The sequence below is a fragment of the Pseudomonas sp. BNK-45 genome, from assembly GCF_047456255.1.
GTDB lineage: Bacteria > Pseudomonadota > Gammaproteobacteria > Pseudomonadales > Pseudomonadaceae > Aquipseudomonas.
Window position 1 is genome coordinate 1642367 of record NZ_CP179909.1, and the last position, 11884, is coordinate 1654250.

The window sequence follows — 11884 nt, forward strand, 5'->3', positions numbered from 1 at the left end:
CATGACGCGGTGTTGGGCCTGGTTGTGCCTGTGTCTACTCCCTGGGCTGGTGACAGCCCAGGACGAGCCTCTGCGCCTGGCCTGGAAAACCGCCCCGGACAGCGAGCTGGTGAGCCTGAGCAAGACCCAGGTGCTGGCTCGCGAGCCGTTGCCCCAGGACCTGCAGGCACCCCTGGGCAGTGTCTGGAAGCTCTTTGTCTATGCCTGGTTGGCGGACACCGGCGCGCAAGAGCCGGCCTATGCCTGCCAGGGCAAATCCAAGGACGAGGTCTATTGCTGCACGGCCGGTGGCAGCATCGCCCGGGATCAGGCCCTGGTCCGTTCCTGCGGGTTGTACTTCGAGCCGCAACGCTTGCAGCTGTCCAGCGCCGACTGGCGCCAGTACTGGCAAGCCCGCCATGCGCCCGAGTGGTTGCGCGATCTCGACCGCCTGCAGCCGCAGACCCGGGTGCCGGTGGCGGAGCTGTTGCAGGTGCTGGCGCAGTTGCCGGCTCAGGAGACGGCACGCCGGGTGCTGCTGGATGTGGTGCTCAACGCCTCCGATGGCGCGGTGTTGGGAGCCTTGGGCGGGCGCCTGCGGGTCAAGACCTGGAGCTGGCTGGCGGACCAGGACCCGCAGTCGCGCCAGGGCGGTTTTGCCGGTTGGCTGGTGGACGGCACACCCCTGTGGGTGGGGGGACGAGGCACCAGTCAGCGGGTGTTGAAGGATTACGCCCAGGTTCTGGACCAGGTACTGCCGCAGCGTCCGGCCCTGGACAAAGGCCGTTGCGTGGAGGTCAGCCTGTTCTCCCGCTATCCGCTCAAAAGCGTCAGCCAGAATGCCCGGGCCGCCAGGCCAGGTGCCCTGCAAGGGGATTACCAGGTGGAATTCGCCAATGGCAATCAATTGGATATCCACAGTGGCGGCGAGCTTTTCCTGCAAGCTGACGCCTCGGCCCTGCAACTGGTGGCCCGCCTGGACCGCGAGGAATACGTGGCCCGGGTGCTGCAGCGCGAGGCCTCCAGCGAACCCCGGGAAGCCGCCAAGGCCCTGGCTGTGGCCATACGTACCTATCTGTTGCAGAACGCCGGGCGCAGTGGTGAATGCCTGAGCATCGATGACAGCAGCAACCGCCAGCGGGTCGCCCCGCGTCCGGCCACCGCCGAGGCGCGGGCCATCGCCGCCTGGACTGCCGATCTGGTGCTGGCCGGAACCCAGGTCACCTACCATTCGGATCTGCAGGCGCCGGACAAACTGTCGTGGCAACAGGCGGTGGAACAGGCCCGGGCCGGCCAGGGCTACGACGCGATCCTGCTCCACGCTTACCCGCGGGCCAGCCTCAGTCGCTGGGACAATCCACAGGCTTCCTGTGAGCCCTTGCCGGCCGCTCAGGACTGGCTGCTGAACCAGCGTCGGCGCTGGCGCCAGCCCCTGGAACAGGAGGTCGGCTACAACGAAATCAGCCAGTTCGCGGTGTGCCGCCTGAGCTTCGGCCGGCCCTACGTCGACCGTGAACGGCAGCGCATCTACGTGCGTGGCGTGCTCTCGCTGCAAGACCGCCTCGACCTGACTCACGAATACCTGCACCTGGCCTTTGAAGCTCATCCCAACGGCCAGGATGAAACCTACATCGAAGGGCTCGCCCGTCATCTTTTATTGGAATAGGCCATGAAACTTCCTGCTCCCCCGGTCCTCCTGTTCCTTTGTGGAATGTTCAGCCTGCCCATGGCTCTGGCCGACAGCGGCATTCGGCTCGACACGCCCAAAGGCGGCTGGCGGACCCGCGCCGTCGATGGCGAGCAATACATGCAGGAGGTCAATTACCCGGCCTCCTCGGTGAACACGCCCCAGGGCCAGGCCGATAGCGCGCGCATCAGCGGGCAGATAAAAGGCGCGCCGAAGGCCAACAAGGCGCCAGGCAAGCTGATCGTCAACGGCGTCAGCATGCCGCTCAAGTTCGATGAACAAGGCGGTTTCGACCGGCCTTACGCCTTCCCCAACGGCAGCAACAGCGTGGAGGTGCGCAGCCCCGACGGTCAGCAGCGCAAGCGCGTGCAGTTCCTCAATACCGGTGGTGGCGTGACCCCGCCCAAGTTGCGCGTGCTGCTGTCCTGGGACAGCGACAACACCGACCTCGACCTGCACCTGGTGACCCCCGATGGCGCGCACATCTGGTACGGCGATCGCGTGGCCCCCAACGGCGCGACCCTGGACGTGGACGTGACCACCGGCTACGGCCCGGAGATCTTCTCCATGCCGGCGCCGCTCAAGGGCCAGTACCTGGTGTATGTGAACTACTACGGTGGCGGCTATCGCAGTGACGAGGATGCAGACGGCGGCCAGGAAAACGCCGTGCAGCCGCTGACCACGGCCCAGGTCACGGTGATCACCGAGGAGGGTACGCCGGATGAGAAGAGCGAATCCTTCATCGTGCCGATGCGTGCCCCCGGAGAGCTGACCCTGGTGCGCAGTTTCAGCTATCCATGATCGGGCTCAATCGCTGCGTCTGCCCGGGCATTGCTTCATTGCCCTGAGACAATACGAGCGCCCGGCGTTTGCCTTGCAATGAAGCACCATTCATTGGCAGGGAAATGCGCAACATGGGTGCTTTTCAATCGTGGTTGAAGTGCTGTGTGATGGCCGGCAGCTGTGTCTCCGGCCTGGTGTTGGCCGCGGGCGCCGACGGGTTGCAGCGGGTCAAGGTGGATCTGGTGACGCCGCCTCAGGTGCATGCCCATGAACAGGTGGTCAGCGGGCCACCGAAGGTCGTGCAGTTCCACATGCAGGTGGAAGAGAAAAAGATGGTGGTCGATGACCAGGGCACCACGCTGCAGGCCATGACCTTCAACGGCTCCATGCCCGGTCCGACGCTGGTGGTGCACGAGGGCGACTACGTCGAACTGACCTTGAGCAACCCGGCCAGCAACAGCATGCCCCACAACATCGATTTTCACGCCGCCACCGGCGCCCTGGGCGGGGCCGCGCTGACCCAGGTCGTGCCGGGCCAGGAGGTAGTGCTGCGGTTCAAGGCCGATCGCAGCGGCACCTTTGTCTACCACTGCGCGCCGTCGGGCATGGTGCCCTGGCACGTAGTCTCGGGCATGAGCGGAACCTTGATGGTGCTGCCGCGCGATGGCTTGAAAGACCCTGCCGGCAAGCCCTTGCACTATGACCGGGCCTACACCATCGGTGAGTTCGATCTGTATATCCCCAAGGACAAGGACGGGCATTACAAGGACTACCCGGACCTGGCCTCCAGCTACCAGGACACCCGTGAAGTGATGCGCAAGCTGACCCCGAGCCATGTGGTGTTCAACGGCCGGGTCGGGGCTCTGACCGGGGCCAATGCGTTGACCGCCAAGGTCGGGGAAAGCGTGCTGTTCATCCACTCCCAGGCCAACCGCGACAGCCGTCCGCACCTGATTGGTGGCCATGGTGACTGGGTCTGGACCACCGGCAAGTTCGCCAATGCCCCTTTGCGCAATCTGGAAACCTGGTTCATCCCCGGCGGTTCGGCGCTGGCCGCGCTCTACACCTTCAAGCAGCCCGGCACCTACGTGTACCTCAACCACAACCTGATCGAGGCCATGGAGCTGGGGGCCCTGGCTCAGGTCAAGGTCGAAGGCACCTGGGACGATGACCTGATGACCCAGGTGAAGTCCCCGGGGCCCATTGTTCCGGCCAAGCCTTGACCTGAAGCCGCGCCGTGGCCGCGGGGTTCAGGCCGTAGCGCCGAAACCTTGCATCAGAGGTTCAGGGCGAACTTCAGGTAGCCCGGGTACGCCTGGCGCCAGTCGTCCTGGAAGGTATGGCCCTCGGCATGCTCATGGCTCTGGACCTGGTTGCCGGGCGCCAGGGCCTGCTGCGTGGTGGCGGTGAGCTTCTGGTTGCTTTCGTGCTCCTGGGCGCCGTGGACGATGACGATGCGCTTGTCCCGGGCCCGGGGTTCGCCGAACGGAATCCGGTAGCCGCCGGGGGACAGCAGCAACGCGCCGCTGTATTGCTGCGGGTACTCGGCGATCAGGTGCGAGGCATGCTCGGCGCCTTGGGAGAAGCCCATCAGGGCGATGCGCGAGCGGTCGATGCGGGTCTGCTTTTCCAGCTTCTTCAGGGCGGCGCTGACCGCCTCCTGGGTGCTGTCCACCGAATGCGGCTGCCACATGAACTGATGCTCGTCGCGCTTGAGGGTGCCGTTGATGCCCACCAGCACCGCCTGCTCGCCCACAAGGTCGGCGCGCATGTCGATGCCGTCGCTGCCTTCGGTGCCGAATCCCGACAGCCAGACCACCACCGGCCAGCCTTCGGCGGGGGCCTTGCCCTGGGGAATGCTGAAGGCCGCCAGGCCGGCATCCTTGGCCTTGGCCGGGTAGTTCTTCTCGGCGGCCTGCAGCAGCTTCTGGTAGGCCGGGGTCTGCTGCAGTGATTGCAGTTCGTCGTCTTCCTTGAGGATCACCCACTGCCAGAAGCCACGCTCGCGGGCCTGATCGAGGAACTCGGCGGCGCGCGTGTTCTTGTTCATGGCGGCCAGGCTGCCAGCTGCCTGGTAGGCGGCGTAGGCATTCTTCGGGTCGAGACGGGCGGCGGTCAGGTAGTAGGCGAGGGCGCCGGCGTAGTTGTCGTGCTGGCTCTTTTCGTTGTCCCCGGCTTCGATGAAATCGGCCGGCGTGGCGTCGTCCAGGTACAGATTGGCCATGGCCGCCAGGCCTTGCCAGCGGCCTTTGGCGACGTCCTGCTGGTCTTCGGCGTGGACGTTGGTGAGGCTGAGGGCGGTAAATAGGCAGAGGAACGACAGCGGCAGGCGTACAGCGGCCGGCAACGACATGACTGAGAGTCCTTTTTCAGTGGAAGACGCCTCGGGCGGGTGCCCGAAACGGCGCGCAGCTTAACATGGCAGGTCGCGTCCCTCGACGACCTGCGCATTTGCCGTTGTCAGTCTTGCAGCGGGGCAGAGCTCGTCGTTCAGTCGCTCTGATCGGTGGTGGAAAGCACTTCGTCGATCTTCCAGCAGCCCTTGTCCTTGATCATCCGTACATCGACGATCTGGGTGGTATCCGGGGTGCTGCCCAGCGTGACCTGTTCCTTGGCGCTGGAACCCTTGATCTGCGGCTCGCTGACCTTGATCTGGGTCAGCCACTCATCCATGTAGTCCTGGGCCTTGAGGAAGTAGTCCTCTTCCAGGCCATCGGGGCTGGCCATCTGCTTTTTGATCTTGGCGATCAGCGAGTCGGAGACGTACTTCTTCATTTCCGGGACGCTGTCGGTGATCGGGTCCTTGTCTTCGCTGAAGGTTTGCAGGTACCAACTGTAGAACGCCTGGGTGACAGGCTTGGGCGAACTGGCGCAGTCGGCCAGGGCCAGTGGCTGATGCAGGGCGACGGCGGCCGCGGCCAGCAGCGAGCAGAACAGCATTCTCATGGAGGACCCCTTACGGATGGCGATAGATTTTGTAGTCGGGCTTGTGCACCCGATAGGAATGCCCTGGGTAGAAACCGTGCAACTGCTTGAAGTCTGACACCCAGAGTGAACCGTTGAACATCGCCATGTGCCCATGGGGATGGCCGGGAATCGGCTGAATGATCACTACATCACCGGCCTGAGGCGTCTGGCCAGCGGGTTGCTCGACGAATCCGGCCGAGGTCAGGGATGAGCCGAAGTCCTTGGCCGAATGCTTCCTGTGCAGAATCACCCCACCGCCGCCAGCCTCGATCGCCTGGCGGGTGTAGGCGGCACAGCGTCCGGTACTGCCGGCGTGAGCATGCGCGTTCAAGTGATCGATAGCGGCTTGTTTATTCCACATTCCTTGTCATCCGAGAGTCCTTGAGAGCGGCGATTTTATTCTTGCGCGGGGGCGTTGGAAATACTGATTATGGATTCTTTGAACAATTTCACCGATGTACTGAAATATGGCCGATTTCCTGACCCGCGCGCTCCACTTCCTCGAAGATACCTCGATGATGAGTTTCAGACATCTGCTAGAAAAGTACCAAAAGGCGCCTGCAATCCTTGTGGTTATCAACAGCTATTTGCAGGAAAAGGGTTCCTCGCTGTGCCAAGGCACCTTCGTGGATGTCATTATTATTCATTCCCCAGTTCGGCCAAGAGCGAAGAAGGAAAGCGTAAGCTTGAGATGTCTCAAACCAAGAAAGGGAACCAATATTTCTTCGGGATGAAGACTCATATCGGTGTCGATACTGAGCCGGGGCTGGTTCACGGAAATCATGGCACCGCTACCAAGGTATCCGATGTCGTCTAGGTCGCAGAATTGCTACATAGCGATGAAAACGCATCGTACGCAGACACCGTATATTCCGGAGACGAGAATCGCCATTAGTATGAAAAAAGTGAGGTAAGCAGGAAGAGCGCTGCACCTATTCCAAGTTGAATAAGCTCAGTCTGAACTGTAAGACCAAGCGTAAAATTGAATACTCAAAGCCCAAGTGTGGGCCAAAGTTAAGTATCCGTATTGGATGATCAAACGGTAGTTTGATTAAGTGAAAATCTGCTTTCGTGGGTTGATGAAAAATACCGCATTGCTGACTATGCTATTTGTACAGTCTGACCTCTGGGTGGTTCGAAAACAGCTGATGGGCACTGGAGAGTTACGCTCCTTATTTGGAACGTTTGGTTCTGTGGTCGTCAATTTGCTGTTTGCAAAGTGTGTTTTTAGCGTGTGGCGAAACATGCTGGGAAGTTTCTAGTTTGTGGTCACCGTGTGGGAAGTTTATCAAGTAATCTCTAAGTGCTTTTGGCTGGGCTTTGTGAAGTGCAGCGAATTTAATAAGTTGATGGGATGTAAGGGGGGGTAATTGCTACCGAGTGGGTGGTAGGCACGCAGTTGGTAAGCGTTTTAGTTTGATCTGAAGTAATTGTCTTGGGTCGAAGCATGGAAATAAGAGGGCTGTTTTAAAGCGCCTCGCAGCGCAATCAGCTAATTTAGTCAGAAACATAACTTTAAGTTTATATGCTTCGGTCGTCAGCGCTCAGTTTTACAGGTCGGTACCGTTGAAAATTTCATGCATGGTTAGCTTGTTTTGTAAAGTTGTCTGCGCTCAGAGAAAACTTTATTTTTCTGAGTCTAAAGTCACGCGTTGCATCTACGTGATCAAAACTATATCAGTGTCCATAAACTCGGCTATTAATATATTTCAGTGGTGATAGCAGGTCAAAATTCGAATAGTCGTGAATAATAATTAAAATGAAAAGATAGAACAGGTAATAGGTATATTGGACGATCAAAGTGTTCAACAATCCGCTTTGCCATTTCTCGATATGAGAATACCTCGCCGCCTGATAGATTATAGGACTTGTTGATTGCATGAGCTGATGTGATCGCTGCAACACAAGCCTGCGCCATATAGTGAGCATGTAAGGGCTGTCGGGGATCTTGAGCTTTCCCCAAAATGTGACAGAAGCCAAATCTCCAAATGAGATTAGCCAATCTCTGCAATATTTATTTCGTGCCCACTGCCATAAATGAGTGTTGGTCGTAGTATTACCCACTTAATACCGTTGTCTTCATCCCACATTTCTATCTTCGACTCTGCTTCTTCCAGGCGGCGAAGCTGTATTTCGCTCCTTGAGTGACGATGAAGCGCTTTTGGTGAAGCGACTTGTAGATGATAGAGCAACTATGCGTCTGGTACCAAAAGCTTGTAGCATCGTCAAATGATCTTCCAGTAACCAAACCGGAGTTGAATTAATTCAAGTTATTATAATTTCCTTGCTATTGGATGTGAGGGCGAGTGGTTTTATCTACCTAATTGTAATGTCTGTGTCGAATGTTTTTCGTGAAAAAATTACATATTCGATAGTTTGACTGCTTTGGTCATGAAATATTAAAGTGATGCCTAGTTAATTAAGTGCACCTAGTAATCCTATGCAGCATTCACTCACGTTTTACACTCGCCGTGTTAAATATTGATTTCGCAGAGTGATAGATAACGAACAAAGAAAAACGTATCCAAACGCCCAATACAACCAGCCACCAGAGCAAGGCGGTGTGTTTTTTTCGGAAGAATTTTTTATAAAAGCGCAGCATGCCTTTATGCTTGTGCCACGCTACAAAAAACGGTCTGCTACGACTGCAAGCTCCCCAAACATGAGTTATTTTCGCGTTGGGTACGAACATTATCTTCAGACCTGCGAGCTTAAAGCGCATGCACCAATCTAAATCTTCACAATGCAGAAAATATTCGTCGTCCCACAATCCAACGGTCTCGATAGATTCGCGTTTAACTAACATACAGGCCCCGGATATTGCCTCAACGACAGTCGGTCCGGTTGGTAACGGTTCTAAATGAAGTAAAAAGTCTGAAAAAGCTTTTGGCAAAAATTTAGAGAATCTTGAGAAACCGAATGCTCGCATGAACGCTCGTTTAGGTGTTGGAAAAACTCTACGGCCACCAGGTTGTTCTGAACCGTCTGGATTAACAAGAAAACCTCCAACCATACCAATATCGGTAGCTGACTCAAGAACGTGTGTCATTATTCTCAGTGAGTCTTTTGCAATGACACAGTCAGGGTTTAAAAATAAAACTTGACGGGCGGAGGAGGCTTTGATGCCGATATTGCATGCTTTGGAAAATCCAAAGTTTTGCGAATTGTTAATGATTAAAAGACCATGCGAGGAAATTGAGCGTTGCAAGTAGTCAATGCTGTCGTCAGTTGATGCATTGTCTACGACAATAACCTTTGTTGCACCTGCCTCAAAGGATGAGGATACAGCATCAAAAAGTAGTTTGCCCGCATTGTAGTTGACAATTATTACATCGCACTCCATAGCGGTTTCTGCGCTTTTTGCTAAAGCAATATTTTTAAAAAAAACATTTGGGTTGCTTTTAGTACTCACGGGATCTAGCCTCTTCTAGTGTCTCGGTAAGTTGTTTTGTGTCAATATAATAGTTTCGATGAGCCGGATGTAGCTCCTGGTTTTTCTGTTGCCCCAACACGTAATATAACTCATGTCCTAATACGCCGCTGAGGTTTGTGTAATAAAAATAGCTGGCGTCTTGATAATATGGTGACAGTACTATGAGCTTGCAGCCTGGAGGGCAAAATATCATATTCGCCAAAGAAGCTCCAATAGGGGCGATTATTATTTTTGCGTTAATACATGCAGTGACTTGATCGCGGAAGCTCATTGAGTCCGATACTATTTTAATTATGCCGCTGGCAGCTATTAGCGATTCGACTTCGGTAATATTTTCTATATGGCGAATATTGCCACTCTTCTGGCTTCGGGCCAGGTAGATAGTCTCATTTTTTTGTGAAAATCTAGGCTCGAGAGAAGACTTAATGCTGTCTTTAAGCATGCATAATGCTTCAGGCGAGAATCTGTTTATGTAATGTGGCGGCTCTTTAGAGTTAAGATTATGAGGGCTATAACGTTCATATCCAGGTTGAGACGCCAATATCAGCTTCTCCACATGAAGTGGACACCAAGCTCTAATTTTAATTATTTCGCGACGATTTACATTTATCAGTTCAAGTGATGCGTACATATTTTGGTGTAAATTCTCGTCCACAATAATAGGGATGTCCTTATACTCTCCGCATGCGTCTAGCATCGCGAGCTTTGGTAACGTTTCCGTTAACCAGTGGGCGTAATTTCCACTGCATTGACCTATCATGCTGAATGCTTCTTTAATACTGTTTGGTTGAGCTGTTAGGTAGAGGTTGATGCTATTTTTCTGTCTGTCTATTGATGTCACGCCGACATTTTCTGAGGGGGTCTGATGTGTTGTCGCGTCAAATAAATTGTGATGGACCGCGATACGATCCTTAAAAATAATATCCAGCCTTCCAACGATCATTGCGTTAGAAATTTCGAAGATCTCCAACCGAGGAGTTTCTATTTCGATTCGGCCGTTACTTTTTGTTGCTCTGTCTGAAAAATAACCTGAAAAATTGGGTGCTGGTATATGGAGTCTTTTTTCAGGGGTAATGAGAATTTTATTTGCAGAAGAGCTACTGGAAAATGAGGATAGTGATATTAGTGAGTACTCTCCAGATTGTTCAATATTTTTGCTGAGGCTTTTAAGGCGGTGCGTGAGTCGGTATATGACGATCAAAATTTCTTTCAAAAATCTTAAAATAAAGTATTTTGCTAAATTTCTACGATATATACTTATCAGAGTTTTTTTGAGCTTCATTTAAGTTTCTATTCTAATCTTGGTTAATTATTTCAAGCGCTAGCTTGAGTGCGTCTATGTCAATTTCATAATCCCTATGAAGGATATGCCCGCTTTTGCTGACTTGAGGACCTAAAACATATCGAAGCTGGTGTCCGAGAACGCCCATGAAGTTTGAAAAATAATAATAGTTTGCATTTTCATAGTAAGGGGAAAGACCTATAACCTTACAGCCTTGCGGCGAGAAAATCATATTGGATAGTGCAGCACCCAGCGGCGACACAATGTGCGATGCAGTGCTGAAAGCTACAACTTGCTCATTAAAACTTAGCGTGGCGGGATCTAAAAAAATGTATCCATAGGATTTTATCAATTCCGCTATGGCGTCAGTGTTTTTTACATAGCGGGTATTGCCACTGTTTTCCTTTGAACGATGCAAGAAAATCTTTTGCTTTCCTTCGGGATTCTCTATTTTTAACGCTTGAAGAGCACGAGCTTTCAAAAGATTGAGAGCCATATATGAAAAAGGAAAATCACTTGAGCAAGGTGTACAAAGTTTCTTCTTTTCATGGAAAAATCGATGTTCGGGTGGTACATAAGCCGTCGGTGAAATGTCAACTAACGATTCAACGTATATAGATTCCCAGCGAGAGACACGAATCAATTGACGATCAATTTTCTTGACAAGGTTTATTGAATCAACAAAATTTGGATGAATCCAGTGGTCAACCAGCAAGGGATAATCATCAAAGCCATTTAGAGAGTCGATAAACAACAATTTAGGAAGGGTTTCTGTTAGCCAGTGAGCATAGTTTCCAGTACAGCAACCAAGCAGCGATATTGCTTTCTTTATTTCACGTATCTTACCTGTATATAGTGACGTAGTGTTCTCGTCTAGGTTAAGTTTTGCGATGCCGTTTAATTCTGCCGGGCATACATCGCGGCTTGGAATGTATTGGTCGGGGTGAACAATAGTGTCATTAACTATAATGTAATTTGTACCTCCCATGACAGTAGAATTTTCAATAAAAACAATGTCAATTTTGGGTTGTTCCAATCTGACACCTTCACTGCCAATAGGCTTGAACTCATAAGAACCAATAAATTTTGGTCCTGCAATATCCAAGAAGCCGCCACTGTAAAATTCTACATTCTTTATGTTGTGTAAATTAATGAACTCTGAGCGACTTATGAGGTTGTATTTTTTTGCTCTGAAACCATGAGTGATTATGGCAGTTATTTTGAATGTGAAACTAGATAGAAGTCTGATAAATAATCTGATGAGTTTGAATAGCTTGTATTGGTGTAAATGAGAATAGAAAAGTTTTTTAACTCTTGCTTTTAATGTTTTAGGGGTGAGACGTACTTTGCAATAAGCCTTAAACCCAATGAGTCGTAGCCAATAAAATGTTTTGAGTAAAATGGCTTTTGAGCGGGAAAATGAATTCATTTTATTAGCTCTTGCATGGTAGGCGAAATGAACACTTGATGCCGTTTCAATGGTTAGTCAGAGTTTTTTTCTAAATTTGTTAGAGGTTTAAGGGGGGGCATAAATATTTTACTCCGGTTACATGCTATAATAGCGGCGATTGTTAGTGGGGATATAGTGATTTTAAATCGCTCAAAAATGTGTTTTTAAAAGAAGAAGTTCAAAAGTTCTGATTTTCTAAGCTAAAAGCTTAGCTGATTAGGAAAGTGTAAATGCACTTTTGTTGAATGTGTTCTCTAGGTTTAAGGTGTTTTTATCTTTCATGATAAAAACACCATTCTTATA

At 52.2% G+C, this 11884-nt stretch carries 9 protein-coding genes and 1 pseudogene; 4 read left to right on the plus strand and 6 right to left on the minus strand.

Features of this window, described 5'->3' with window-relative positions; all coding sequences use genetic code 11:
* The first annotated feature begins 1 nt into the window (after position 1).
* The 3 genes from ACMGG8_RS07595 (at position 2) to nirK (ending at position 3672) form a co-directional block, all read left to right on the plus strand.
* Positions 2 to 1645, plus strand: coding sequence for a DUF2300 domain-containing protein (locus ACMGG8_RS07595; RefSeq protein WP_060841284.1), 1644 nt, complete (start codon positions 2 to 4; stop codon positions 1643 to 1645).
* 3 nt (positions 1646 to 1648) lie between these two features.
* Entirely contained in the window at positions 1649 to 2467 is an 819-nt protein-coding gene (locus ACMGG8_RS07600; RefSeq protein WP_060841283.1) for a YfaP family protein, read from the plus strand.
* Between the two features lie 113 nt (positions 2468 to 2580).
* Positions 2581 to 3672, plus strand: a complete 1092-nt coding sequence (gene nirK, locus ACMGG8_RS07605) for a copper-containing nitrite reductase (RefSeq protein WP_414159388.1) — start codon at positions 2581 to 2583, stop codon at positions 3670 to 3672.
* A gap of 53 nt (positions 3673 to 3725) precedes the next feature.
* Here nirK and ACMGG8_RS07610 read toward each other — a convergent pair whose 3' ends face one another.
* From ACMGG8_RS07610 to ACMGG8_RS07620, 3 genes are all read right to left on the minus strand, one after another.
* Positions 3726 to 4802 carry an alpha/beta hydrolase gene (locus ACMGG8_RS07610; RefSeq protein ID WP_060844743.1) on the minus strand — a complete coding sequence of 359 codons (1077 nt, stop codon included), beginning with the start codon at positions 4800 to 4802 and terminating at the stop codon, positions 3726 to 3728.
* 137 nt (positions 4803 to 4939) lie between these two features.
* Positions 4940 to 5395, minus strand: a complete 456-nt coding sequence (locus tag ACMGG8_RS07615; protein ID WP_060844742.1) for a DUF3828 domain-containing protein — start codon at positions 5393 to 5395, stop codon at positions 4940 to 4942.
* Between the two features lie 10 nt (positions 5396 to 5405).
* Complete coding sequence (locus tag ACMGG8_RS07620) at positions 5406 to 5777, minus strand: hypothetical protein (RefSeq protein WP_060841280.1); 372 nt, start codon at positions 5775 to 5777, stop codon at positions 5406 to 5408.
* Between the two features lie 118 nt (positions 5778 to 5895).
* Here ACMGG8_RS07620 and ACMGG8_RS07625 point away from each other — a divergent pair.
* A pseudogene (locus tag ACMGG8_RS07625) lies at positions 5896 to 6585 on the plus strand (IS5 family transposase); the annotation flags it as partial.
* 1280 nt (positions 6586 to 7865) lie between these two features.
* Here ACMGG8_RS07625 and ACMGG8_RS07630 read toward each other — a convergent pair.
* From ACMGG8_RS07630 to ACMGG8_RS07640, 3 genes are read right to left on the minus strand one after another with little or no spacing between them, the layout of a single operon-like run.
* Complete coding sequence (locus ACMGG8_RS07630; RefSeq protein ID WP_414159389.1) at positions 7866 to 8828, minus strand: glycosyltransferase family 2 protein; 963 nt, start codon at positions 8826 to 8828, stop codon at positions 7866 to 7868.
* Positions 8818 to 10131, minus strand: coding sequence for a glycosyltransferase family 61 protein (locus tag ACMGG8_RS07635; protein WP_414159390.1), 1314 nt, complete (start codon positions 10129 to 10131; stop codon positions 8818 to 8820). Before ACMGG8_RS07635 ends, ACMGG8_RS07630 begins: the two co-directional genes overlap by 11 nt.
* A gap of 13 nt (positions 10132 to 10144) precedes the next feature.
* Positions 10145 to 11560 carry a glycosyltransferase family 61 protein gene (locus ACMGG8_RS07640; RefSeq protein ID WP_414159391.1) on the minus strand — a complete coding sequence of 472 codons (1416 nt, stop codon included), beginning with the start codon at positions 11558 to 11560 and terminating at the stop codon, positions 10145 to 10147.
* Between the last annotated feature and the right edge of the window lie 324 nt (positions 11561 to 11884).